This window comes from Streptococcus sp. 1171_SSPC (assembly GCF_001069335.1).
In the GTDB taxonomy this organism is placed as follows: Bacteria; Bacillota; Bacilli; order Lactobacillales; family Streptococcaceae; genus Streptococcus; species Streptococcus xiaochunlingii.
Map to the genome: position 1 here is coordinate 15,438 of NZ_JWAK01000025.1, position 24,687 is coordinate 40,124.

At 43.1% G+C, this 24,687-nt stretch carries 21 protein-coding genes, 2 tRNA genes and 3 rRNA genes; 8 read left to right on the forward strand and 18 right to left on the reverse strand.

What is annotated here, in order from left to right:
- Positions 1 to 194 precede the first annotated feature (194 nt).
- From ADF75_RS05025 to serS, 7 genes are all read left to right on the forward strand, one after another.
- Positions 195 to 1,007, forward strand: a complete 813-nt coding sequence (locus ADF75_RS05025; RefSeq protein WP_048789377.1) for a Cof-type HAD-IIB family hydrolase — start codon at positions 195 to 197, stop codon at positions 1,005 to 1,007.
- A gap of 287 nt (positions 1,008 to 1,294) precedes the next feature.
- The gene (adhP, locus tag ADF75_RS05030) at positions 1,295 to 2,317 is read left to right on the forward strand and encodes an alcohol dehydrogenase AdhP (RefSeq protein ID WP_048789378.1); all 1,023 of its coding nucleotides are present in this window, start codon (positions 1,295 to 1,297) and stop codon (positions 2,315 to 2,317) included.
- Positions 2,318 to 2,684: 367 nt separating this feature from the next.
- A complete protein-coding gene (locus ADF75_RS05035; protein ID WP_048789379.1) occupies positions 2,685 to 3,674 on the forward strand; it encodes a PTS sugar transporter subunit IIB in 990 nt (329 codons plus the stop codon).
- 27 nt (positions 3,675 to 3,701) lie between these two features.
- Positions 3,702 to 4,505, forward strand: coding sequence for a PTS mannose/fructose/sorbose transporter subunit IIC (locus ADF75_RS05040; RefSeq protein ID WP_048789380.1), 804 nt, complete (start codon positions 3,702 to 3,704; stop codon positions 4,503 to 4,505).
- Positions 4,506 to 4,523: 18 nt separating this feature from the next.
- Entirely contained in the window at positions 4,524 to 5,435 is a 912-nt protein-coding gene (locus ADF75_RS05045) for a PTS system mannose/fructose/sorbose family transporter subunit IID (protein ID WP_003010435.1), read from the forward strand.
- 80 nt (positions 5,436 to 5,515) lie between these two features.
- Positions 5,516 to 5,884, forward strand: a complete 369-nt coding sequence (locus ADF75_RS05050; protein ID WP_048789381.1) for a DUF956 family protein — start codon at positions 5,516 to 5,518, stop codon at positions 5,882 to 5,884.
- A 217-nt stretch (positions 5,885 to 6,101) separates the two neighbouring features.
- On the forward strand, positions 6,102 to 7,379 hold the full coding sequence (gene serS / locus ADF75_RS05055) for a serine--tRNA ligase (RefSeq protein ID WP_048789382.1): 1,278 nt from the start codon (positions 6,102 to 6,104) through the stop codon (positions 7,377 to 7,379).
- Positions 7,380 to 7,421: 42 nt separating this feature from the next.
- Here serS and ADF75_RS05060 read toward each other — a convergent pair whose 3' ends face one another.
- The 13 genes from ADF75_RS05060 to ADF75_RS05120 form a co-directional block, all read right to left on the reverse strand.
- Positions 7,422 to 8,192 carry an acetyl-CoA carboxylase carboxyl transferase subunit alpha gene (locus tag ADF75_RS05060; RefSeq protein ID WP_048789383.1) on the reverse strand — a complete coding sequence of 257 codons (771 nt, stop codon included), beginning with the start codon at positions 8,190 to 8,192 and terminating at the stop codon, positions 7,422 to 7,424.
- Complete coding sequence (gene accD / locus ADF75_RS05065) at positions 8,192 to 9,052, reverse strand: acetyl-CoA carboxylase, carboxyltransferase subunit beta (RefSeq protein ID WP_048789384.1); 861 nt, start codon at positions 9,050 to 9,052, stop codon at positions 8,192 to 8,194. Before accD ends, ADF75_RS05060 begins: the two co-directional genes overlap by 1 nt.
- Before the next feature lie 88 nt (positions 9,053 to 9,140).
- Complete coding sequence (locus tag ADF75_RS05070; RefSeq protein ID WP_048789385.1) at positions 9,141 to 10,508, reverse strand: acetyl-CoA carboxylase biotin carboxylase subunit; 1,368 nt, start codon at positions 10,506 to 10,508, stop codon at positions 9,141 to 9,143.
- A gap of 10 nt (positions 10,509 to 10,518) precedes the next feature.
- Positions 10,519 to 10,941 carry a 3-hydroxyacyl-ACP dehydratase FabZ gene (fabZ, locus tag ADF75_RS05075; protein WP_006596902.1) on the reverse strand — a complete coding sequence of 141 codons (423 nt, stop codon included), beginning with the start codon at positions 10,939 to 10,941 and terminating at the stop codon, positions 10,519 to 10,521.
- Positions 10,938 to 11,426 (reverse strand): acetyl-CoA carboxylase biotin carboxyl carrier protein, encoded by a 489-nt coding sequence (gene accB / locus ADF75_RS05080; protein WP_048789386.1) that lies wholly within the window; start codon positions 11,424 to 11,426, stop codon positions 10,938 to 10,940. Before accB ends, fabZ begins: the two co-directional genes overlap by 4 nt.
- A gap of 1 nt (position 11,427) precedes the next feature.
- Positions 11,428 to 12,660 carry a beta-ketoacyl-ACP synthase II gene (gene fabF, locus ADF75_RS05085; RefSeq protein ID WP_023022242.1) on the reverse strand — a complete coding sequence of 411 codons (1,233 nt, stop codon included), beginning with the start codon at positions 12,658 to 12,660 and terminating at the stop codon, positions 11,428 to 11,430.
- Positions 12,661 to 12,678: 18 nt separating this feature from the next.
- Positions 12,679 to 13,413 (reverse strand): 3-oxoacyl-[acyl-carrier-protein] reductase, encoded by a 735-nt coding sequence (gene fabG / locus ADF75_RS05090; RefSeq protein ID WP_048688768.1) that lies wholly within the window; start codon positions 13,411 to 13,413, stop codon positions 12,679 to 12,681.
- A gap of 12 nt (positions 13,414 to 13,425) precedes the next feature.
- Positions 13,426 to 14,346, reverse strand: a complete 921-nt coding sequence (fabD, locus tag ADF75_RS05095; RefSeq protein WP_048789387.1) for an ACP S-malonyltransferase — start codon at positions 14,344 to 14,346, stop codon at positions 13,426 to 13,428.
- A 24-nt stretch (positions 14,347 to 14,370) separates the two neighbouring features.
- Positions 14,371 to 15,336 carry an enoyl-[acyl-carrier-protein] reductase FabK gene (fabK, locus tag ADF75_RS05100; protein ID WP_048789388.1) on the reverse strand — a complete coding sequence of 322 codons (966 nt, stop codon included), beginning with the start codon at positions 15,334 to 15,336 and terminating at the stop codon, positions 14,371 to 14,373.
- Positions 15,337 to 15,446: 110 nt separating this feature from the next.
- Positions 15,447 to 15,671 (reverse strand): acyl carrier protein, encoded by a 225-nt coding sequence (locus tag ADF75_RS05105; protein WP_048789389.1) that lies wholly within the window; start codon positions 15,669 to 15,671, stop codon positions 15,447 to 15,449.
- Between the two features lie 54 nt (positions 15,672 to 15,725).
- Positions 15,726 to 16,700: a beta-ketoacyl-ACP synthase III gene (locus ADF75_RS05110; protein WP_048688758.1), complete on the reverse strand. Its 975-nt coding sequence runs from the start codon at positions 16,698 to 16,700 to the stop codon at positions 15,726 to 15,728.
- Positions 16,700 to 17,134, reverse strand: a complete 435-nt coding sequence (locus ADF75_RS05115) for a MarR family winged helix-turn-helix transcriptional regulator (protein ID WP_006597415.1) — start codon at positions 17,132 to 17,134, stop codon at positions 16,700 to 16,702. The genes ADF75_RS05110 and ADF75_RS05115 overlap by 1 nt, the downstream gene beginning before the upstream one ends.
- A 98-nt stretch (positions 17,135 to 17,232) precedes the next feature.
- Complete coding sequence (locus ADF75_RS05120) at positions 17,233 to 18,024, reverse strand: enoyl-CoA hydratase (protein WP_048789390.1); 792 nt, start codon at positions 18,022 to 18,024, stop codon at positions 17,233 to 17,235.
- A gap of 212 nt (positions 18,025 to 18,236) precedes the next feature.
- Here ADF75_RS05120 and ADF75_RS05125 point away from each other — a divergent pair, with 212 nt between their 5' ends.
- Positions 18,237 to 19,586: an aspartate kinase gene (locus tag ADF75_RS05125; RefSeq protein ID WP_048789391.1), complete on the forward strand. Its 1,350-nt coding sequence runs from the start codon at positions 18,237 to 18,239 to the stop codon at positions 19,584 to 19,586.
- A gap of 72 nt (positions 19,587 to 19,658) precedes the next feature.
- On the opposite strand, the gene ADF75_RS05130 is transcribed toward ADF75_RS05125, so the two are convergent.
- The 5 genes from ADF75_RS05130 to ADF75_RS05150 all read right to left on the reverse strand — a co-directional run bounded on the left by ADF75_RS05130 (position 19,659) and on the right by ADF75_RS05150 (position 24,636).
- Positions 19,659 to 19,732: transfer RNA gene (locus ADF75_RS05130), tRNA-Asn, on the reverse strand.
- A gap of 5 nt (positions 19,733 to 19,737) precedes the next feature.
- Positions 19,738 to 19,853 (reverse strand): 5S ribosomal RNA (gene rrf / locus ADF75_RS05135).
- 80 nt (positions 19,854 to 19,933) lie between these two features.
- Positions 19,934 to 22,832 (reverse strand): 23S ribosomal RNA (locus tag ADF75_RS05140).
- 129 nt (positions 22,833 to 22,961) lie between these two features.
- Positions 22,962 to 23,034: transfer RNA gene (locus tag ADF75_RS05145), tRNA-Ala, on the reverse strand.
- Positions 23,035 to 23,087: 53 nt separating this feature from the next.
- A 16S ribosomal RNA gene (locus ADF75_RS05150) occupies positions 23,088 to 24,636 on the reverse strand.
- Together the 16S, 23S and 5S rRNA genes with 2 tRNA genes alongside form the textbook arrangement of a ribosomal RNA operon.
- Positions 24,637 to 24,687: the final 51 nt, after the last annotated feature.

Below are 24,687 nucleotides of genomic sequence, written 5' to 3' on the forward strand. Positions count from 1 at the left end.
AAATATTTTATCAAATATCATTCACTTTTACAAGAGATTCATCTGGATAATCTTTTGTGCCACATCATTTACTATTCGAAAAACTGAAATTTTCCTGTTTATCTGGTATAATGGTAGCATTCTTCTTAAAATATGGCACTTCTATACTCCTCATTTAGAGTAAGAAAAACCATACAAATGAAAGGAATCTTCCTATGAATAAAAAACTAATCGCTGTCGATTTAGATGGCACCTTATTAAATTCTGAGAGCAAATTATCGCCTTATACGATTGAAACCATCCAGAAAGTCAGTGAACAAGGTCACCTGGTCATTATTACAACTGGCCGTCCCTATCGAATGGCAGATCACATCTATAAGGAATTGGGATTGGAAAGTCCCATGATTAACTTTAACGGCGCTCTCACTCATATTCCAAATAAAAAATGGTCAAAAGAACTATCCATGACCCTTGATAAAAAATACCTCCTAGATATGGTCGAGAGAGAAAATGACATCCAGGCGGACTTTATCGCTGGAGAGTATCGCAATAAGTTCTATGTCACCCACACCTACCACCATACTATTGATCCCGCCTTATTTGGGGTTTCTAAAATCTCCTCCAAAACAAAATTCGAAGCTCATAAAGTTACCGAAAACCCAAACGCCATCCTCTTTCAAACACGCGCTGAAGATAAGTATGCTTTAGCCGAAGAAATGCGTGATTACTACCATCACGAGCTAGAAATCAATAGCTGGGGTGGTCCCCTCAACATTCTGGAATGTGCTCCAAAAGGCGTCAATAAGGCCTTTGCCCTCAACTATCTCCTCAAGACTTACGGACTTGATCGGAAAAACCTTATCGCCTTTGGAGACGAACAAAATGATACAGACATGTTGGCTTTCGCAGGAACTGGTTTTGCAATGAAAAACGCCAATCCTGTTCTCCTCCCCTATGCCGATAAACAAACCGAGTATACAAATGATCAGGACGGCGTTGCTCGTCAACTAGAAAAACTCTTCCTATAAATAGAGAAGCGCTTGAATCACCTTTTACAAGAAAGGATTCAAGCTTTTTGTTTTCTCAAACATACGGAACCTTATAGAGACTTTTTCTGAAAACAGTTTAACTGGTTAAGTTTATTTTCAGAAAATTTTCTATGTAAACGCTTGCTAACTGATAAAGTTTGTGATAAAATTAACATAACAAAAATAAAAAAGGAGCCTAGCTCGTTTCATACGATAATGATTCAAGTGATGTTACTTCTCGTTTTATTACCGTCTCTAATTCAACTAAGCTCTTGAGGAGGAAAACTATGAAAGCTGTTGTTGTAAATCCAGAAGGTACCGGTGTTGAAATCGTTGCAAACAAGGAGATGCGCCCATTAGAAACAGGGGAAGCTCTTGTTCAAATCGAATACTGTGGTGTCTGCCACACTGACTTGCACGTTGCTCACGGAGACTTCGGTAAAGTTCCAGGCCGTGTTCTTGGACATGAAGGAATCGGGATTGTTAAAGAACTTGCTCCAGATGTGACAAGTTTAAAAGTTGGTGACCGTGTCAGTGTTGCTTGGTTCTTCGAAGGATGTGGTACTTGTGAATACTGTACAACTGGTCGCGAAACTCTTTGCCGTACTGTAAAAAATGCTGGTTACTCTGTTGATGGAGGAATGGCTGAACAATGTATCGTAACTGCAGACTACGCAGTAAAAGTACCAGAGGGATTAGATCCAGCTCAAGCTTCTTCTATTACCTGTGCCGGTGTTACAACCTACAAAGCTATCAAAGAAGCCAAAGCTGAACCAGGACAATGGATCGTTATCTATGGAGCTGGTGGACTAGGAAACTTGGCTGTTCAATATGCTAAGAAAGTCTTCAACGCTCATGTCATCGCTGTTGATATCAACAATGATAAACTCGAATTGGCAAAAGAAGTTGGTGCAGACTTTGTCATCAACGGTTACGAAGTCGAAGATGTCCCAGGATTGATCAAAGAAAAAACAAATGGTGGAGCTCACTCTGCTGTCGTAACAGCTGTTTCTAAAGTAGCTTTCAACCAAGCAGTAGATTCTGTTCGTGCAGGTGGCCGCGTGATCGCAGTTGGTCTTCCTTCTGAAATGATGGACCTCAGCATTGTGAAAACAGTATTAGATGGTATCCAAGTCATCGGTTCTCTTGTAGGAACTCGTAAAGATTTGGAAGAAGCCTTCCAATTTGGTGCAGAAGGCTTGGTCGTTCCAGTTGTTCAAAAGCGTCCAGTAGAAGATGCTGTCAAAGTCTTTGACGAAATGGAAGCCGGAACCATTCAAGGACGTATGGTACTTGACTTCACCAACTAATCAACTCAACCTATTAGACCAGCCCAAATAGGCTGGTCTTTTTTAGTTTCTCACAAACAGGACCTGCAAGGGGTTGCTATATTTTTATTTTACCTATTAGATCCTACTACTACTCTTTTCAGAAACATAGAATCCCCTTCGTTCCCCTCTTGTCAAGGAATTCCAAAGGATTTTCGAATTTTATAGCCAAATAAGTCTGCTAGCAAGCGACCTCAGATGTTAACAATTTAATATGTTAAAGACTTCTCTTTTTCCTTTAATTTAGTACTGAAAAATTGACTTTATTATGAAAACGTTTTATAATAGATAAGCTTAAAGTTTTCTTAAACTGAAAGTCAAACAAATTTTATAAGGAGGAATGTCAATAATGAGTATTGGTATCATTATTGCTAGCCACGGTGAATTTGCAGCTGGAATCCACCAATCCGGCTCGATGATCTTTGGGGATCAAGAGAAAGTTCAAGTGGTTACGTTCATGCCAAGTGAAGGCCCAGATGATCTCTATGCTAAATTCAATGCTGCTGTTGCCGCATTTGATGCAGAAGACGAAATCTTGGTTTTGGCTGACCTTTGGAGTGGTTCTCCATTTAACCAAGCGAGTCGCGTTATGGGTGAAAATCCAGATCGCAAATTTGCGATCCTCACAGGATTGAACCTTCCGATGTTGATTCAAGCTTATACTGAACGTTTGATGGATGCAACTGCTGGTGTTGATCAAGTTGCTGCAAACATCATCAAAGAATCTAAAGATGGAATCAAAGCTCTTCCAGAAGAATTGAATCCAGTTGAAGAAGCAAGCACTGCTTCAGCTGCTCCTGTTGCCCAAGCTGCTATTCCAGAAGGAACAGTTATCGGAGATGGAAAACTCAAGATTAACCTTGCCCGCTTAGATACACGTCTTCTTCATGGACAAGTGGCAACTGCTTGGACACCTGATTCAAAAGCCGATCGGATCATTGTTGCTTCAGATTCTGTTGCTAAAGATGAACTCCGTAAGGAATTGATCAAACAAGCGGCACCAAATGGTGTGAAAGCAAACGTTGTCCCAATTCAAAAATTGATCGACGTTGCAAAAGATCCACGTTTTGGAAATACCCATGCTTTGATCTTATTTGAAACACCTCAAGATGCTCTTCGCGCCATCGAAGGTGGTGTTCCGATTAAAACCTTGAACGTTGGTTCAATGGCCCACTCAACTGGTAAAACCATGGTTAACAATGTGTTGTCAATGGATAAAGATGACGTGGCTACATTTGAAAAAATGCGTGATCTTGGAGTGGAATTTGACGTCCGTAAAGTGCCAAATGACTCTAAGAAAGATTTGTTTGACTTAATTAACAAAGCTAACGTTCAATAATCGATTACTTACGAAAGGATTTTAAACATGTCTATTATTTCTATGGTATTAGTGGTCGTTGTTGCCTTCTTAGCAGGTCTTGAAGGTATCCTTGACCAATTCCAATTCCACCAACCCCTTGTTGCTTGTACCTTAATCGGTTTGGTAACAGGTAACTTGACTGCTGGCATTATGCTTGGTGGTTCACTTCAATTTATTGCACTTGGCTGGGCAAACATTGGTGCCGCAGTTGCACCCGATGCTGCCCTTGCATCTGTCGCTGCTGCCATCATCATGGTACTTGGGGGAGACTTCAGTACAAAAGGAATCGCTGTCGCTCAAGGTGTCGCTATTCCACTTGCAGTTGCTGGTCTTTTCTTGACCATGATCGTCCGTACCCTTTCCGTTGGTTTGGTTCACACTGCCGACGCTGCTGCTAGAAAAGGGGATATCAAAGGTGTAGAACGCGCTCACTTTGTGGCCCTTCTTCTTCAAGGTCTTCGTATCGCCATTCCTGCAGCCCTCTTGTTGATGATTCCTGCTGAAACTGTCAAAACTGCTCTTGAACAAATGCCAAAATGGCTCTCTGATGGAATGCAAATCGGTGGTGGTATGGTTGTAGCCGTTGGTTATGCCATGGTTATCAACATGATGGCGAGCCGTGAAGTATGGCCATTCTTTGCCATCGGTTTTGCTCTTGCAGCTGTTAGCCAATTGACCTTGATCGCCCTTGGAGCAATTGGTGTTGCCCTTGCCTTGATCTACCTTACTCTTTCTAAGAAAGGTGGCAATGGAGGTGGCGGTGCCGCTACTTCTAACGATCCAATTGGCGACATTCTCGAAGACTATTAAGAAAGGTGTGACACTATCATGACTGAAAAATTACAATTATCTAAATCAGATCGTCAAAAAGTTTGGTGGCGTTCAACCTTCTTGCAAGGTTCTTGGAACTATGAACGGATGCAAAACTTGGGTTGGGCTTACTCATTGATCCCAGCTATCAAAAAACTCTACACGAAGAAAGAAGACCAAGCGGCTGCTCTTGAACGTCACATGGAATTCTTCAACACTCACCCATACGTTGCCGCTCCTATCATCGGGGTAACACTTGCTCTTGAAGAAGAAAGAGCAAACGGTGCTGCGATTGACGATGCTGCCATCCAAGGGGTTAAAATTGGTATGATGGGTCCTTTGGCGGGTATCGGAGATCCAGTATTCTGGTTTACAGTACGTCCTATCCTTGGTGCCCTTGGTGCATCACTTGCTGCGTCTGGTAACATCCTTGGCCCACTCATCTTCTTTATCGCATGGAATGCGATTCGTATGGCCTTCTTGTGGTACACGCAAGAACTTGGCTACAAAGCAGGTTCTGAAATTACCAAAGATATGTCTGGTGGGATCTTGCAAGACATCACTAAAGGGGCTTCTATCCTTGGGATGTTCATCCTTGCTGTCTTGGTAGAACGTTGGGTATCTATTAAATTCATCTTTAATGTTTCTTCTGTCAAATTAGACGACAAAGCTTATATCCACTGGGATAAACTTCCTGAAGGATACAAGGGTATCCAAGAAGCCTTCGCTCAAGTTGGTTCAGGCCTATCTCAAACACCTGAAAAAGTTACAACTTTCCAACAAAACTTGGATTCATTGATTCCTGGTTTGATGGGATTGCTTCTTACTTTTGCTTGTATGTGGTTGTTGAAGAAAAAAGTATCTCCAATCACTATCATCATCGCTCTCTTTGTAATCGGTGTATTAGCACACGTTGCTGGCTTGATGTAAGCAAAGATCAACTAAAAAGAAGGTTTCGGCCTTCTTTTTATTATGATATAATGGAGTGAACAGCAATACAGGAGGATCTCATGGCTCAATCATTGAATAAAACCGTTGAATTCCATACTACAGGGGTTTCTTACCTTGGAGTGGGGGGAAAGGTTGGAAAAATCCTAGTTGGGAATGCCGCTTTTGAATTTTATGCGGATGCTAATGTTGAAGACTACATCCAAATTCCCTGGCAAGAAATCGAGCGAATCGGAGCCAATGTATCCGGACGTAAAATTAGCCGCCATTTTGAAATCTATACCAGAGAATCAAAATTTCTCTTTGCTTCAAAAGACTCTGGAAAAATTTTAAAGATTGCTCGGGAACATCTAGGAAATGATAGAATTGTCAAGCTACCGACCTTGATCCAAACCATCGCAGCTAAAATTAAAAATCTATTTGCAAAATAGGTACTTTTCTTGTATAATAAACGAAAACGGATAAGTAAATTAAGGAAATCTTTCAGAAAGTCTGCGGATGCTGCGAGCAGATAGAGGACTCAATTGAAATTCTACCGTTTATCAAAAATTGAAGATCAAATCAAGTGCACACCTGTGAAGTTGGATGGAACCGTGGCCCTGCCACTCCAACACTCTAACAGGTGTGCTTTTTGTTAAAGGAGAAGCTATGTTAGATATTAAACGAATTCGTACAGACTTTGATGCAGTTGCTGAAAAATTAGCGACACGCGGTGTAGATGCTGCCATCTTGAACGAAATGAAAGAAATCGATGCCAAACGTCGAGACATCTTGGTCAAAGTAGAAGCCCTCAAGGCTGAGCGTAACACAGTATCTGCTGAAATCGCCCAAGCTAAACGCAACAAAGAAAATGCAGATGATAAGATTGCTGCCATGCAAACTCTTTCTGCTGAGGTCAAAGCTCTTGATGCAGAATTGGCAGAAATCGATGCGAAATTGACAGAATTTACTACGACTCTTCCAAATATCCCTGCTGATAGTGTGCCTGTTGGGGCTGATGAAGACGATAACGTAGAAGTTCGCCGTTGGGGAACTCCTCGCGAGTTTAACTTCGAACCAAAAGCTCACTGGGACCTTGGAGAAGACTTAGACATCCTTGACTGGGAACGTGGTGGTAAAGTCACAGGCGCTCGTTTCCTCTTCTACAAGGGGCTTGGAGCTCGCTTAGAACGTGCTATCTATAACTTTATGTTGGATGAGCATGGCAAGGAAGGATACACAGAAGTCATCACCCCTTACATGGTCAACCACGATTCTATGTTTGGTACTGGTCAATATCCAAAATTCAAGGAAGATACTTTTGAACTCAGCGACACCAACTATGTCTTGATTCCAACTGCTGAAGTTCCACTGACCAACTACTACCGTGATGAAATCATTGATGGTAAAGATCTACCAATCTACTTTACTGCCATGAGTCCATCATTCCGTTCTGAAGCTGGTTCTGCTGGTCGTGATACTCGTGGTTTGATTCGTTTGCACCAATTCCATAAGGTAGAAATGGTCAAATTTGCCAAACCGGAAGAATCATATGAAGAATTGGAAAAGATGACAGCCAACGCTGAAAACATCCTTCAAAAACTCAACCTTCCATATCGTGTCGTGGCTCTCTCAACGGGAGACATGGGCTTCTCAGCTGCTAAGACTTATGACTTGGAAGTATGGATCCCAGCACAAAATACCTATCGTGAAATCTCAAGCTGTTCAAATACAGAAGATTTCCAAGCACGTCGTGCTCAAATCCGCTACCGTGATGAAGCAGATGGTAAAGTCAAACTTCTTCACACTTTGAACGGTTCTGGATTGGCTGTTGGACGTACCGTCGCTGCTATTCTTGAAAACTATCAAAATGAAGATGGTTCTGTAACCATTCCTGAAGTTCTTCGTCCATACATGGGTGGCGCTGAAGTCATCACACCAAAATAAAGTTTAAAAAAACTGAGCCTTGCAAATTGCAAGCTCAGTTTTTTAATATTTACGAAAACGTTGGTAACGTTGCTCTAGAAGTTCTTCGAGAGGCAAGGCTTGTAGCTTCTTCAATTCTGCTTGGATTTCTTCCTTCACTTGAGCTAGTAATTCGCCATTAGAAAAACCATGCTCCGGAATCACTTTGTCCACAATATCCATATTCAACAACTCATGCGAAGTAATCTTCATCAATTCAGCTGCTTCCATGGCACGGCTTCCGTCTTTCCAGAGAATAGAGGCAAAACCTTCTGGACTCAAGACCGCATAGATGGAGTTCTCAAGCATCCAGACCTTATCTGCTACAGCAAGAGCCAAGGCCCCACCAGAACCACCTTCTCCGATGATAATCGCGATAATCGGAACTTTTAAATCACTCATTTCCATGAGGTTGCGGGCAATAGCCTCACCCTGTCCCCGCTCTTCAGCGCCAACACCCGGATAAGCACCCGCAGTATTGATGAAGGTTACTACTGGACGACCAAATTTCTCCGCCTGTTTCATCAGACGCAAGGCTTTTCGATAGCCTTCTGGATGAGGTTGGCCAAAGTTTCGACTGAGGTTGTCCTGAAGATTCTTTCCTTTTTGAATCCCAACAACCGTTACCGCTTGATCCCCTAGCCAACCAATTCCACCGATCACTGCACCGTCATCTCGGAAATTCCGATCTCCATGCAATTCGATAAAATTATCAAAAATTCCATGAGCATAATCGAGAGCAGTCAAACGTCCTTGGTCACGAGCTTCTTTAATAATTTGTGTTATTCTTGTCATTACTTCCCTCCATGAAAGGCTAACAAGTCTGCGATTGTTGAACGCATTTCACTACGCTGGACAATCACATCCACAAAGCCATGCTCCTGCAAAAATTCAGCCTTTTGGAAATTATCCGGCAACTGTTCCCGTACGGTAGACTCGATCACTCTTCGACCTGCAAATCCCACAAGGGCCTGGCTCTCTGCAATGATAATATCTCCTTCCATTGCAAACGACGCCGTTACCCCTCCTGTTGTTGGGTCTGTTAAAACCGTCAAATAAAACAGGCCTGCTTTTGAGTGTCTTTGAACAGCTGCAGAGATTTTAGCCATCTGCATCAAACTGACGATTCCTTCTTGCATCCGAGCGCCACCAGAAGCGGTAAAGAGCACAACTGGGAGCCTTTCTTCTGTCGCCAATTCAAATAGACGGGTAATCTTTTCACCGACCACAGAGCCCATAGAAGCCATGATGAAATTAGAATCCATAATACCAAGAGCCACTTGATGGCCCCCGATCTTTGCAGTTCCTGTTAGCACAGCTTCATCTAGTCCTGTCAATTCACGAACAGCCGCCAATTTCTTCTTGTAGTTTGGAAACTTAAGCGGGTCCTTGGTCTCAATACCCGTAAACAATTCAATAAAGCTTCCTGGATCAATCGTCAATTGAAGTCGCTCAACTGCAGAGATGCGGAAGGTATAACCACACTTAGGACACAGACGTTCACTTCCCAGATCCTTTTGGTAAATCGTATGTTTACAGCCCGGACACTGAGAAAACAACTCATCTGGAACCTCTGGTTTTGGCTGAGGTGCTTCAATGGCCGACCGATTGGGATTAATTCGAATGTACTTATCTTTTTTAGAAAATAAAGCCATCAACTTCTCCTTACTTGGTAAAAGAACTTTGTAATTGTGCGTGTTCATTCCTTGTGAAAATGAATCTCACATTTACAAAGTTCATTGCTTATTGATTTTTCTGATAATTTGGTAAAAATGTCTCCATCAGAAAGGCGGTATCGTAATCACCAGCAATCACATTCGAATCTGAAATCAAATCCAATTGGAAATCACTGTTGGTCATTACACCGTCAATTTCCAACTCATAGAGGGCGCGTTGCATCTTCATCAAGGCATCAAAACGATTCTCTCCATGGACAATGATTTTGGCAATCATACTATCGTAGTAAGGTGGAATCGTATAGCCAGGGTAGACAGCTGAATCCACGCGCAAGCCGACTCCTCCACTTGGAAGATAGAGATTGGTGATTTTTCCTGGACTTGGTGCAAAGTTAAAGGCAGGATTTTCTGCATTGATCCGGCATTCAATTGCATGGCCAGAAATTTGAATATCTTCTTGGCTTACAGACAATTCTTGCCCAGCAGCAATTTTAATTTGCTCTTTCACGATATCAATTCCTGTGACAAATTCTGTCACGGGATGCTCAACTTGAACCCGAGTATTCATCTCCATGAAGTAAAATTCGCCTTTACCTTCATCGTAAAGAAACTCGATTGTCCCAGCATTTTCATAGCCAACAGATTCTGCTGCTCGGACAGCTGCAGATCCGATTTGGTCTCGAATTGTCTTACCGATTGCTACGGATGGAGATTCTTCGAGGACTTTTTGGTTGTTTCTTTGAAGGGAACAATCCCGTTCACCCAAATGAACCACATGCCCAAATTGGTCAGCCAAGATTTGAACCTCAATATGACGAGCTGGGTAGATGACGCGTTCAAGGTACATAGCTCCATTGCCAAAGGCCGCCTTAGCTTCTGTCGAAGCAGATTCAAAAGCTGGAACTAGGTCTTCTGCCCGTTCTACTTTACGGATCCCTTTACCGCCACCTCCAGCTGATGCCTTCAGCATGACAGGATAGCCAATCCGATCGGCAACTTCCAAGGCTTCTTCAGCTGTATGAACTTCACCATCTGATCCTGGAATTACAGGTACACCTGCTTTGATCATTTGTGCTCGGGCATTAATTTTATCACCCATCATATCCATGACATATCCTGATGGTCCAATAAACTTAATCCCGACTTCTTCACACATGGTGGCAAACTTCGAATTTTCACTCAAAAATCCAAATCCTGGGTGAATCGCTTCTGATCCAGTCAAAACAGCTGCAGATAAAACAGCATTCATGTTCAAATAAGACTCGGTTGACTTGGCAGGCCCAATACAAACTGCTTCATCCGCTAGTAAGGTATGCAAGGCTTCCTTATCAGCCGTTGAATAGACAGCGACTGTTTCAATTCCTAATTCACGAGCAGCTCGAATAATCCGGACCGCAATTTCACCACGATTCGCGATTAAAATTTTTCGGAACATAGAAACCTCCCTAGTTACCAATTGCAAATGTTAGGGTCCCGCTAGCAGCTAATTTCCCATCGACTTCCGCTTTTGCTTCCACGACCGCAATCGAACCACGGCGCTTGACAAAGGTAGCTGTCATTACGAGCTGATCTCCCGGAACGACTTGTTTTTTAAATTTAACCTTATCCATTCCAGCATAAAAGACTAATTTTCCTTTATTTTCTGGTTTGGATAATTCTAAGACACCGGCAGTTTGTGCCAAGGCTTCCATAATGAGGACACCTGGCATTACTGGGTAGCTTGGAAAGTGCCCATTAAAGAAGGGCTCATTGATCGTCACATTCTTAATGGCTACAATCGTATCCTCACTTGTTTCAAGGACGCGATCCACCAACAACATCGGATAGCGATGCGGAAGAGCCTCTTTAATAGCTTGAATATCGATCATTTAATCCGTACCAATCCTTTCCCAAACTCAACCATTTCTTCATTTGAAACAAGGATTTCAGTGACAATTCCATCCCTTGGTGCAGGAACTTCGTTCATAACTTTCATCGCTTCAATAATCAATAGGGTTTGGCCTTTTGAAACGCTATCTCCAACCTGAACAAAAGCTGTTTTATCTGGACCTGAAGCTAAATAAGCTACACCAACAAGAGGACTTTCAACCACTTCCCCTTCTGCTGCTACTGCTGGACTTGCTTCAGGAGCTGGTGCTGAAGAAGCAACTGGTTCTTCTGCAAGAACAACAGGGCTCTCAACAGCAGGTGCCACTTCTTGAACTACAGGAGCTGGCGTAGCAGGTTGTGGGCTAGCTACACTACCAGCATTTTTACTAAATGATAGCACATCCGTTGCATTTTGATAGCTAAATTCACGAAGACTAGATTGGTCAAATTGACTCATTAAGTCTTTAATCTCTTGAATATTCACTTTATCCCTCCCAACGTTTAAAGGCTAAGACAGCATTGTGTCCTCCAAATCCAAATGTATTGGAAATGGCATAAGAAATCGGACGTTCTTGCCCTTCACCAAAGATGACATTAGCTTCAATATAATCTGATAACTCTTGTGTTCCAGCAGTTTTTGGAACATATTGATGGCGAATTGCTTCAATCGTCGCAATAGCCTCAACTGCCCCTGCTGCCCCCAAGAGGTGACCTGTAAATGATTTTGTAGAAGATACTGGAACTTCTGTACCAAATACAGAAACGATTGCACCACTTTCTCCTTTTTCATTTGCTGGAGTAGAGGTACCATGAGCGTTGACATAATCAACTTGAGCTGGTTCAATTTCTGCCTCATCCAAAGCCAACTTCATTGCTTTGATAGCACCTTGACCTTCTGGATGTGGAGAAGTCATATGGTAAGCATCACAAGTATTTCCGTAGCCCACGACTTCAGCAAGAATGGTTGCACCACGTTTTTCAGCGTGTTCCAAACTTTCAAGTACCAACATTCCTGATCCTTCACCCATTACAAATCCATTCCGATCTTTATCAAATGGAATAGAAGCACGAGTTGGATCTTCTGTTGTTGAAAGAGCTGTTAGGGCTTGGAAACCGGCGATTGCAAATGGTGTAATAGAAGCTTCAGAACCACCAACCAACATCAAATCTTGAAAACCAAACTTAATAGCGCGGAAAGCATCTCCAATCGCATCATTGGAAGAGGCACAAGCAGTATTGATCGATTTACAAATTCCATTAGCTCCAAAACGCATCGCAACATTACCAGATGCCATATTTGGCAAAGCTTTTGGAAGTGTCATTGGTTTGACACGTTTTGGTCCTTTTTCATGCAAACGAATCACTTGATCTTCAATTTCTTTGATACCACCAATACCAGAAGCAACAATGACACCAAAACGATCTTTATCAATAGCTTCTACATCTAAACCTGCATGATTCACAGCTTCTTGAGCGGCATACAAAGCATACAAAGAGTAGTTGTCAAAGCGGTTTGTATCTTTCTTGATAAAGTACTTATCAAATGGGAAATCTTGGATTTCAGCTGCATTATGAACAGCAAAGTCACTGTGGTCAAATTTTGTAATCGGACCAATTCCAATCTTTCCTTCTTTTAAACTATTCCAAAATTCTTCTGGAGTGTTTCCGATTGGAGATGTCAAGCCATAGCCTGTTACAACAACACGATTTAATTTCATTTCAAAACCTACCTCTTTTTATTGCATGGTTAAGCCACCATCAATTGCGATGACTTGCCCTGTTAGATATTCTTGAGTCGCAAGAAAGACTGCAACATCTGCCACTTCTTCTGTATTTCCAAATCGTTTCATTGGAATTTGAGCGAGAGACATTTCTTTAATTTTTTCAGGAAGTCCTTCTGTCATATCAGACTCAATGAAGCCTGGCGCAATGACATTTACACGGACATTTCTACCAGCTACTTCACGTGCTACAGATTTAGAAAAACCAATCAAACCAGCTTTTGAGGCTGCATAGTTGGCTTGTCCAACATTTCCTGTCAGACCGACAACACTCGACATGTTAATGATAGCACCTTCACGTGCTTTGGTCATCGGTTTTAAGACTGATTGTGTCATATTAAAAGCACCGGTCAAATTCACCTTCAAGACTTGCTCGAAATCTTCTTCCGTCAATTTCAACATGAGCTTATCATTGGTAATCCCAGCATTGTTGACAAGGATGTCTACTGAGCCAAGTGCTTCAATCGCTTCCGCGACCATTCGTTTCGCTTCCGCAGCTTGGGATACGTCCCCAGTAACACCAACTACCTTCACACCGTATGAGGCAAATTCATCCACTAGGCCTGCTGGGAGCTCTCCACGACTATTTAAGACAATGTTGGCACCTTTTGACGCAAATTTATGCGCAATAGCCAATCCAATGCCTCGACTTGAGCCAGTAACAAATACATTTTTATTCTTTAGTTCCATAGTCACCTCATCTTATTCGTTCAGTAGGGCATCAAGGCTGGCTTGATCCTCCACATTTTTCGTTGGAAGAGTTTTATCAATCTTTTTCAAGAAACCAGTCAAGACCTTACCTGGACCAATTTCAATCACTTCATCTACTCCAAACTCTTGAATCGTCGCAATCGAATCATAGAAACGAACGGGCTCCATCACTTGCCGAGCTAATAAAGCTTTGATTTCGTCTGATTTCATGATTTTTGCTTCTGTATTCCCAACCAAAGGCAAGCTAAAGTCCTTAAAAGGAACTTTTTCAAGTTCAGTCGCTAGTTTTTCACTAGCAGAAGCAAGTAAGGCCGTATGGAAAGGACCAGAGACATTCAGAGGAATCAACCGTTTTGCCCCTGCTTCTTGTAAGAGTTCAACTGCATAATCCACAGCTTCAACCTCTCCACCGATCACAATTTGGGCAGGAGTATTGTAGTTAGCTGGTGTTACAACTCCCTTTTCAGAAGCCTGTTGACAGATTTCTTCAATCAAGGCAGGATCAGTATTCATAACAGCTACCATCTTCCCGCTTCCAGCAGGCGCAGCTGTTTCCATAAATTCCCCTCGCTTAGCTACCAAGGCGACCGCTTCTTCAAAGGAAAGAGCGCCTGCAGCAACCAAAGCAGAATATTCTCCTAGGGAGAGACCAGCCACAATATCCGGTGTTATGCCATTTTCTGCCAATAGACGATAAATAGCTACAGAAGTTGTCAAAATAGCTGGTTGAGTATAGCGTGTTTGATTGAGTTTTTCTTCGTCAGAATCAATCAATTCACGCAAATCATAACCTAGAATACGACTAGCCGTATCAAATGTCTCTTTGACAACGGGATAAGTTGCATACAAATCACTAGCCATCCCCAATTTTTGGGCACCTTGACCAGCAAATAAGAAGGCACGTTTTGTCACTGTTCTCTTCCTTTCCTTTACTTGTTAGAATTTCACATCTGCCCAGCGAGCTGCTTCTTTCTGAATGACCTTAGCAGCTCCAAGATAGATATCTTCCAAGATTTCAGAACAGGTTTCTTCTTTACTTACGAGACCTGCAATTTGTCCTGCCATCACAGATCCATTATCAACGTCTCCGTCAACAACCGCATTGCGAAGAGCACCTGCTCCTAATTCTTCAATTTCTTCTTGAGTCTTCTTACCTGCCAAGAAATCTTTTTCAGCTTGGTTATAGGCAGAAGCCAATTTATTCTTAATCGCACGAACTGGGTGGCCAACAACTGACGCAGACACCACTGTATCAATGTCCTTAGCTTTCAAGATTTTATTCTTAAAGTTTTGGTGAGCATTTGATTCTTTAGCAACGACAAATCGTGTTCCCACTTGAACAGCATCTGCTCCAAGCATGAAGACCGCAGCCGCTCCTGCACCATCTGCAACACCACCAGCACCGATAACTGGAATAGAGACCGCTTCGACCACTTGACGAACCAAGGTCATGGTCGTCAATTTACCAATATGACCTCCTGCTTCCATTCCCTCAGCAATGACAGCATCCGCCCCTAGTTTTTCCATCCGTTTTGCTAAAGCTACTGAAGGTACAACCGGAATAACGGTAATGCCCGCTTCATGGAAACGATCCATGTATTTCCCAGGATTCCCTGCACCAGTGGTAACCACTTTAACCCCTTCTTCGATAACCAAGTCAACGATATCATCTGCAAAAGGAGAAAGGAGCATGATATTGACTCCAAAAGGTTTGTCAGTAATGGATTTGACGCGATCAATATTCGCTTTGACAACTTCTTTAGGTGCATTTCCTCCACCGATGATCCCAAGACCACCTGCATTAGATACAGCTCCAGCAAGATCTCCATCTGCTACCCAAGCCATACCACCTTGGAAAATTGGATATTTAATGTTTAATAATTCAGTAATTCGTGTTTGCATAGTACCTTCCTCATTTTCGCTTAAGTAATAGTTTGAAAGCGGTTCTTTGCTTTGAGCGTCAAACTATTACCTAAACAAGAGAGAATATCTTTCGATACTCTCATCCATTATTATTTAGTTTTTTCTTCTACGTAAGCAACAAGGTCACCTACAGTAGACAATCCTTCTTCAGTTTCAATTTGAATGTCGAATGCATCTTCAATTTCTGAAATCACTTGGAACAAATCCAATGAATCAGCTTCAAGATCTTCAAAAGTAGACCCAAGAGTTACTTCTGATGGTTCTTTACCAAGTTCTTCAACGATAATTTCTTGTACTTTTTCAAATACTGCCATGATTGGCCTCCTTAAAATAATAAAAATTTTTAAAATGTGTTTCCACATGTTTAACTAGATTGTAACAAGAAGTGAGCCCCATGTCAAACCTCCACCAAATCCTGAAAGAAGAATTATTTGACTTCCATCCAATTTGATTAGTCCTTGGTCGACACACTCCGATAATAAAATTGGAATACTTGCAGCACTAGTGTTGCCATATTCCATCATATTTGCAGGAAGTTTTTCCCGATCAACCCCGATTTTCTTAGCCATTTTATCTAAGATACGGTCATTTGCCTGGTGTAAGAGAAAGTAGTCAATTTCATCAACAGCTACTGGAGCATTAGCCAACATATGTTTAATACTCTTAGCCACATCCCGAATAGCAAAATCAAAGACTGCTCTTCCATCCATTGATAAATATTTTTTATCTTCTTCCTTATCAGAATATGGTGAAGACAAACCAACAGATGATGATTGAAGAACCTCTCCACGAGAACCATCAGAAAATAAACTTTCAGCTAAAAAAGTTTGTTGTTCGGAAGCTTCCAATAAAACACCGCCAGCACCATCCCCAAATAGGACCGCTGTTGTCCGATCTTCCCAATCAATCACTTTCGATAAGGTTTCACTTCCAATAACGATTCCTCGTTTGTACTGGCCAGACCGAAGCAACTTTTCAGCAGTCGCAAGCGCAAAGACAAATCCACTACAAGCTGCTGTCAAATCAAAAACAAAAGCTTTAGAGGCCCCAATTTTAGCTTGAACACGAGCTGCAGTGGATGGCATCATGGAATCGGGCGAAATCGTTGCAACAATAATAAAATCCAACTGATCCGCTTGTAAACCACTTTTTTCAAGCAAGCGTCGAGCCACTTCCGTAGCTAAATCGCTGGTTGATTCTGATTGAGTAATATGACGCTTCCGAATTCCTGTCCGACTAGCAATCCACTCATCGCTGGTATCCATCCGTTCAGAAAGATCCTGATTAGAAATCACTTGGCTTGGCGCATAATGGGCTACCTGACTAATTTTTGCAAAAGTCATTATTTCAACTCCTCCAAGAAACGATAAAGATTCTGCAACCCTTTTTGCATCACTTTCCGTTCATCTGGAGACATCCCATCAATAATTTGATTGACCATCCGCTTGTGAAATTGTTGGTGAAGCCGATACAAGAGCTTGCCTCTTTTGGTCAAACTCAAATGGACAACCCGACGATCGACTTCAGATCTGGTTCGTTCAATATAACCTTTTCGTTCAAGATTATTTAAACTGGTAGTGACTGTACCTAACGTTACCATTAACGAACGCGAAATATCACTTGGAGTTGCGTTTGGTGTTGAGCCGATGACATCTATTGTGTGCATTTCCTTGATGGAAACATCATTAAATCGACTGCTACGTAAACTAGTTTCTTCGATGACTAATACGTTGTTAAAAATGGATGTAAGGTAATCATTGACTAGTTGAAAATTCAAAAACCACACCCCCTATTCATTACTTTGATAATCGAATTTTATCAAAAATCAAACCAAATAGCAAGCCTCAGCAATAAAAACATAAAAATTTTACGTTTTTATTTTCCTTGGAATTTTGGGCGCCGACGCTCTGAATAGGCAATAACTCCTTCTTTAAAGTCTTCCTTTAGAGAAAGATTTCTTTGCAATCGCAACTCAATTTCAGCATAACGATCCCAGTCAGTCAGCATGCTAGACCAAGCCAACTCTTTAATCGCAGCAAAAGAATTGTCTGAGCTACGTCTTAACTTCATGAGTAGTTGGTTGACAGTCTTGTCTAATTTTTCTACTTCAGAAACCTTGTACACAACGCCATATTCCAGAGCCTTTTCAGCACCTAATGGTTCACCAGTCATTGCTAACTGAGTTGCTCTAGTCAAACCAATGGCTCTTCCTAAAAGGAATAGACCACCAGCATCGGGAGCCAAACCGACCCCAACAAAGGCTTGAATAAACTTGGCTTTATCAGAAGCAACACAAAAGTCCGCCGCTACTGCCATATTAGCAGTTGCTCCTGCAACCGCACCATCTGCAACCATAATCACTGGTTTTGGAATTTGCTTCATTTTTTTAGAGATTTGATTGACCAATTCCGCAATTTGCGTTAACGAATCGATATCATCAGCATCAACAGCCCGTTTCATCTCAGCTAAATCACCACCAACTGAAAAAACCTTGCCGACTGCTTTAAATAAAATAAAACGAACATCTGGATTCTTCTCAGCTAATTCTAATGCTTCAAGGATTTCCTGACACATTGGAATGTTAAAACCATTTGAAACCTCTGGTCTATTTAAAATAATAGATGCGAGATCCTCTTCTACAGAATAAATAATCGTTTCGAACACCATAAGCCACCTCTTTACTAATTAGCTATTCAAATTGTTTGATAATTGAACTTATTTATTTTCATATTATTTTAGCACAACTACTTTGAGAAGTAAATTACATTTTCATAACAAAGTGTCTCACCCGAAAGACTCGCTTGATAACAGTGCTTTTTAGATTGTAACCAATCCTTATCTTTGGTATAATTTAAAGTAAGTTTTATAAAGGAGTCCACATGAAAGTAGTTAAATTTGGTGGTAGTTCGTTAGCATCTGCTACCCAGCTAGAAAAAGTATTCAATATTGTTAAAGAAGATGAAACCCGTCAATACGTGGTCGTTTCTGCTCCAGGGAAACGCAATGCTGAGGACACAAAAGTCACAGATGCCCTCATCAAGTATTATAAAGAATATACCAACGGAAAAGATACGAACCAAAGTCAAGAATGGATTATCAATCGCTATCGTTCCATTACAGAGGAGTTAGACTTAGACGAGGAAATCATCGAAGAGATTGCTAGAGATATCAAATCCCTTGCAACACTTCCCAAGTCCGATAATACCTTCTTATATGATACCTTCTTAGCAGCTGGAGAGAACAACAATGCAAAACTCATTGCAGCTTACTTTGTAAAAAAGGGTTTAGAAGCAAAATATATCCATCCAAAAGATGCAGGTATCTTTGTAACAAGTGAACCTTGCAATGCCCGCATTCTCCCTTCTAGTTACGATAAGATTGAAGAACTGAGAAATCATAATGAAATTTTAGTGATCCCTGGATTCTTTGGAATTACTAAAGAAGGACAAGTCTGTACTTTTTCAAGAGGCGGTTCTGATATTACAGGATCTATTATTGCAGCGGGAGTTAAAGCAGATCTCTACGAGAACTTTACAGACGTCGATGGTATTTTTGCAGCTCACCCAGGCATTATCAAACAGCCACATTCTATTCCTGAATTAACCTATAAAGAAATGCGGGAATTAGCCTATGCTGGCTTTAGTGTCCTCCATGATGAAGCACTTGTTCCTGCATATCGTGGAAAGATTCCAATGGTGATCAAGAACACCAACAACCCAAAACATCCAGGTACGAAGATTGTGCTGAACCATACCGATGAAAATGTTAAAGTCGTTGGAATTGCAGGAGACTCTGGATTTGTCAGCATTAATACCACCAAATACCTGATGAATAGAGAAGTCGGTTTTGGTAGAAAATTATTACAAATTTTAGAAGACTTGAACATCAGTTGGGATCACATGCCAACTGGAATTGACGATTTATCTGTCATTCTCCGTTCGAAAGAATTAACACCAATTAAAGAACAAGAAATTTTAAAACATTTAATCCAAGATTTACAAGTAGACTATGCAGAAATTGAACATGATCTCTCCATTATTATGATCGTCGGAGAGAATATGAAAAATCAAATCGGTGTAACAGCTACAGCCACAAAGGCTTTATCTGAAAATAATATTAATATCCAAATGATTTCTCAAGGATCCAGCGAAGTTTCCATCATGTTTGTCGTAAATCAAGAACAAGAAAAACAGGCTATTAAAGCTCTATACAATGTATTCTTTAACTAAGAAAAAGGTTCGAAAGAACCTTTTTTTTACTTTATTAATAAAGAAAAATAAAAAAACCCTTTCGGGTACTGACTCCGCCAGTAGGACTCGAACCTACGACATCATGATTAACAGTCATGCGCTACTACCAACTGAGCTATGGCGGAAAAAAGCTAAGCGACTACCATATCTCACAGGGGGCAACCCCCAACTACTTCCGGCGTTCTAGGGCTTAACTTCTGTGTTCGGCATGGGTACAGGTGTATCTCCTAGGCTATCGTCACTTAACTCTGAATGATGAACATTCAAAATTGAATACCTATATTCTAACAAAAATCTAACCAGCTGTAAATATCCTCAGTTACTTTTTGGATAAGTCCTCGAGCTATTAGTATTAGTCCGCTCCATTGCTCACACAACTTCCACTCCTAACCTATCTACCTGATCTTCTCTCAGGGCTCTTACTAACATATAGTTATGGGAAATCTCATCTTGAGGTGGGTTTCACACTTAGATGCTTTCAGCGTTTATCCCTTCCCTACATAGCTACCCAGCGATGCCTCTGGCGAGACAACTGGTACACCAGCGGTAAGTCCACTCTGGTCCTCTCGTACTAGGAGCAGATCCTCTCAAATTTCCTACGCCCGCGACGGATAGGGACCGAACTGTCTCACGACGTTCTGAACCCAGCTCGCGTGCCGCTTTAATGGGCGAACAGCCCAACCCTTGGGACCGACTACAGCCCCAGGATGCGACGAGCCGACATCGAGGTGCCAAACCTCCCCGTCGATGTGAACTCTTGGGGGAGATAAGCCTGTTATCCCCAGGGTAGCTTTTATCCGTTGAGCGATGGCCCTTCCATACGGAACCACCGGATCACTAAGCCCGACTTTCGTCCCTGCTCGAGTTGTAGCTCTCGCAGTCAAGCTCCCTTATACCTTTACACTCTGCGAATGATTTCCAACCATTCTGAGGGAACCTTTGGGCGCCTCCGTTACCTTTTAGGAGGCGACCGCCCCAGTCAAACTGCCCGTCAGACACTGTCTCCGATAGGGATCACCTATCCGGGTTAGAGTGGCCATAACACAAGGGTAGTATCCCAACATCGCCTCCATCGAAACTGGCGTCCCGATCTCTATGGCTCCTACCTATCCTGTACATGTGGCACAGACACTCAATATCAAACTGCAGTAAAGCTCCATGGGGTCTTTCCGTCCTGTCGCGGGTAACCTGCATCTTCACAGGTACTAAAATTTCACCGAGTCTCTCGTTGAGACAGTGCCCAAATCATTACGCCTTTCGTGCGGGTCGGAACTTACCCGACAAGGAATTTCGCTACCTTAGGACCGTTATAGTTACGGCCGCCGTTTACTGGGGCTTCAATTCATACCTTCGCTTACGCTAAGCACTCCTCTTAACCTTCCAGCACCGGGCAGGCGTCACCCCCTATACATCATCTTACGATTTAGCAGAGAGCTGTGTTTTTGATAAACAGTTGCTTGGGCCTATTCACTGCGGCTGACCGAAGTCAGCACCCCTTCTCCCGAAGTTACGGGGTCATTTTGCCGAGTTCCTTAACGAGAGTTCTCTCGCTCACCTGAGGCTACTCGCCTCGACTACCTGTGTCGGTTTGCGGTACGGGTAGAGTATGTTTAACGCTAGAAGCTTTTCTTGGCAGTGTGACATCACTAACTTCGCTACTAAACTTCGCTCCCCATCACAGCTCAATGTTATAGAACTAAGCATTTAACTCAATTCACACCTCACTGCTTAGACGTGCACTTCCAATCGCACGCTTTAGTTAGCCTACTGCGTCCCTCCATCACTACATACTCTAGTACAGGAATATCAACCTGTTGTCCATCGGATACACCTTTCGGTCTCTCCTTAGGTCCCGACTAACCCAGGGCGGACGAGCCTTCCCCTGGAAACCTTAGTCTTACGGTGGACAGGATTCTCACCTGTCTTTCGCTACTCATACCGGCATTCTCACTTCTATGCGTTCCAGCACTCCTCACGGTATACCTTCTTCACACATAGAACGCTCTCCTACCATACCATTAAAGGTATCCACAGCTTCGGTAAATTGTTTTAGCCCCGGTACATTTTCGGCGCAGGGTCACTCGACTAGTGAGCTATTACGCACTCTTTGAATGAATAGCTGCTTCTAAGCTAACATCCTAGTTGTCTGTGCAACCCCACATCCTTTTCCACTTAACAATTATTTTGGGACCTTAGCTGGTGGTCTGGGCTGTTTCCCTTTCGACTACGGATCTTAGCACTCGCAGTCTGACTGCCGACCATAATTCATTGGCATTCGGAGTTTATCTGAGATTGGTAATCCGGGATGGACCCCTCACCCAAACAGTGCTCTACCTCCAAGAATCTTAATGTCGACGCTAGCCCTAAAGCTATTTCGGAGAGAACCAGCTATCTCCAAGTTCGTTTGGAATTTCTCCGCTACCCACAAGTCATCCAAGCACTTTTCAACGTGCCCTGGTTCGGTCCTCCAGTGCGTTTTACCGCACCTTCAACCTGCTCATGGGTAGGTCACATGGTTTCGGGTCTACGACATAATACTAAGACGCCCTATTCAGACTCGGTTTCCCTACGGCTCCGTCTCTTCAACTTAACCTCGCATCATATCGTAACTCGCCGGTTCATTCTACAAAAGGCACGCTCTCACCCATTAACGGGCTCGAACTTGTTGTAGGCACACGGTTTCAGGTTCTATTTCACTCCCCTCCCGGGGTGCTTTTCACCTTTCCCTCACGGTACTGGTTCACTATCGGTCACTAGGGAGTATTTAGGGTTGGGAGATGGTCCTCCCAGATTCCGACGAGATTCCACGTGTCTCGCCGTACTCAGGATACTGCTAGGTATAAAGACTATTTTAAATACGAGGCTATTACTCTCTTTGGCCTACCTTCCCAGGTAGTTCTTCTATAATCTTTAAGTCCACATTGCAGTCCTACAACCCCGAAGAGTAAACTCTTCGGTTTGCCCTCCTGCCGTTTCGCTCGCCGCTACTAAGGCAATCGCTTTTGCTTTCTCTTCCTGCAGCTACTTAGATGTTTCAGTTCACTGCGTCTTCCTCCTCATATCCTTAACAGATATGGGTAACAGGTATCACCTGCTGGGTTCCCCCATTCGGACATCCCCGGATCTAAGCTTACTTACAGCTCCCCGAGGCATTTCGTCGTTTGTCACGTCCTTCTTCGGCTCCTAGTGCCAAGGCATCCACCGTGCGCCCTTATTAACTTAACCTTATTAACCTAATTTCTTAAAAAATTAGAAAACTCATTAAATATTCACAGCGTTTTCGGTTTATTTTCTTGTTACTATTTGATATAGATATTCAATTTTCAATGTTCATCCTTGGTGATCTCTCACCAATGGAGCCTAGCGGGATCGAACCGCTGACCTCCTGCGTGCAAAGCAGGCGCTCTCCCAGCTGAGCTAAGGCCCCACAAGACCTCTCAAAACTAAACAAGACGAACGTGCAGGTTTCCTTATCCTTAGAAAGGAGGTGATCCAGCCGCACCTTCCGATACGGCTACCTTGTTACGACTTCACCCCAATCATCTATCCCACCTTAGGCGGCTGGCTCCTAAAAGGTTACCTCACCGACTTCGGGTGTTACAAACTCTCGTGGTGTGACGGGCGGTGTGTACAAGGCCCGGGAACGTATTCACCGCGGCGTGCTGATCCGCGATTACTAGCGATTCCGACTTCATGTAGGCGAGTTGCAGCCTACAATCCGAACTGAGACTGGCTTTAAGAGATTAGCTTGCCGTCACCGACTTGCGACTCGTTGTACCAGCCATTGTAGCACGTGTGTAGCCCAGGTCATAAGGGGCATGATGATTTGACGTCATCCCCACCTTCCTCCGGTTTATTACCGGCAGTCTCGCTAGAGTGCCCAACTGAATGATGGCAACTAACAATAGGGGTTGCGCTCGTTGCGGGACTTAACCCAACATCTCACGACACGAGCTGACGACAACCATGCACCACCTGTCACCTCTGTCCCGAAGGAAAGCTCTATCTCTAGAGCGGTCAGAGGGATGTCAAGACCTGGTAAGGTTCTTCGCGTTGCTTCGAATTAAACCACATGCTCCACCGCTTGTGCGGGCCCCCGTCAATTCCTTTGAGTTTCAACCTTGCGGTCGTACTCCCCAGGCGGAGTGCTTAATGCGTTAGCTGCGGCACTGAGTCCCGGAAAGGACCCAACACCTAGCACTCATCGTTTACGGCGTGGACTACCAGGGTATCTAATCCTGTTTGCTCCCCACGCTTTCGAGCCTCAGCGTCAGTTACAAGCCAGAGAGCCGCTTTCGCCACCGGTGTTCCTCCATATATCTACGCATTTCACCGCTACACATGGAATTCCACTCTCCCCTCTTGCACTCAAGTTAAACAGTTTCCAAAGCGTACTATGGTTAAGCCACAGCCTTTAACTTCAGACTTATCTAACCGCCTGCGCTCGCTTTACGCCCAATAAATCCGGATAACGCTCGGGACCTACGTATTACCGCGGCTGCTGGCACGTAGTTAGCCGTCCCTTTCTGGTAAGATACCGTCACAGTGTGAACTTTCCACTCTCACACTCGTTCTTCTCTTACAACAGAGCTTTACGATCCGAAAACCTTCTTCACTCACGCGGCGTTGCTCGGTCAGACTTCCGTCCATTGCCGAAGATTCCCTACTGCTGCCTCCCGTAGGAGTCTGGGCCGTGTCTCAGTCCCAGTGTGGCCGATCACCCTCTCAGGTCGGCTATGTATCGTCGCCTTGGTGAGCCGTTACCTCACCAACTAGCTAATACAACGCAGGTCCATCTGGTAGTGATGCAATTGCACCTTTCAAGCAGATATCATGCAACATCTACTGTTATGCGGTATTAGCTATCGTTTCCAATAGTTATCCCCCGCTACCAGGCAGGTTACCTACGCGTTACTCACCCGTTCGCAACTCATCCGGAAAGAGCAAGCTCCTTCCTTCAGCGTTCTACTTGCATGTATTAGGCACGCCGCCAGCGTTCATCCTGAGCCAGGATCAAACTCTCATTAAAATAATTGTTTGTCTTAAACTCATTCTGTCACTGACAGATTTATTGTTTTTT

Coding starts and splice junctions, on each gene's coding strand:
- ADF75_RS05025 (WP_048789377.1), top strand. CDS start 195: ATGAATAAAAAACTAATCGCTGTCGATTTAGATGGCACCTTATTAAAT.
- adhP (WP_048789378.1), top strand. CDS start 1,295: ATGAAAGCTGTTGTTGTAAATCCAGAAGGTACCGGTGTTGAAATCGTT.
- ADF75_RS05035 (WP_048789379.1), top strand. CDS start 2,685: ATGAGTATTGGTATCATTATTGCTAGCCACGGTGAATTTGCAGCTGGA.
- ADF75_RS05040 (WP_048789380.1), top strand. CDS start 3,702: ATGTCTATTATTTCTATGGTATTAGTGGTCGTTGTTGCCTTCTTAGCA.
- ADF75_RS05045 (WP_003010435.1), top strand. CDS start 4,524: ATGACTGAAAAATTACAATTATCTAAATCAGATCGTCAAAAAGTTTGG.
- ADF75_RS05050 (WP_048789381.1), top strand. CDS start 5,516: ATGGCTCAATCATTGAATAAAACCGTTGAATTCCATACTACAGGGGTT.
- serS (WP_048789382.1), top strand. CDS start 6,102: ATGTTAGATATTAAACGAATTCGTACAGACTTTGATGCAGTTGCTGAA.
- ADF75_RS05060 (WP_048789383.1), bottom strand. CDS start 8,192: ATGACAAGAATAACACAAATTATTAAAGAAGCTCGTGACCAAGGACGT.
- accD (WP_048789384.1), bottom strand. CDS start 9,052: ATGGCTTTATTTTCTAAAAAAGATAAGTACATTCGAATTAATCCCAAT.
- ADF75_RS05070 (WP_048789385.1), bottom strand. CDS start 10,508: ATGTTCCGAAAAATTTTAATCGCGAATCGTGGTGAAATTGCGGTCCGG.
- fabZ (WP_006596902.1), bottom strand. CDS start 10,941: ATGATCGATATTCAAGCTATTAAAGAGGCTCTTCCGCATCGCTATCCG.
- fabF (WP_023022242.1), bottom strand. CDS start 12,660: ATGAAATTAAATCGTGTTGTTGTAACAGGCTATGGCTTGACATCTCCA.
- fabG (WP_048688768.1), bottom strand. CDS start 13,413: ATGGAACTAAAGAATAAAAATGTATTTGTTACTGGCTCAAGTCGAGGC.
- fabK (WP_048789388.1), bottom strand. CDS start 15,336: ATGCAAACACGAATTACTGAATTATTAAACATTAAATATCCAATTTTC.
- ADF75_RS05105 (WP_048789389.1), bottom strand. CDS start 15,671: ATGGCAGTATTTGAAAAAGTACAAGAAATTATCGTTGAAGAACTTGGT.
- ADF75_RS05110 (WP_048688758.1), bottom strand. CDS start 16,700: ATGACTTTTGCAAAAATTAGTCAGGTAGCCCATTATGCGCCAAGCCAA.
- ADF75_RS05120 (WP_048789390.1), bottom strand. CDS start 18,024: ATGGTGTTCGAAACGATTATTTATTCTGTAGAAGAGGATCTCGCATCT.
- ADF75_RS05125 (WP_048789391.1), top strand. CDS start 18,237: ATGAAAGTAGTTAAATTTGGTGGTAGTTCGTTAGCATCTGCTACCCAG.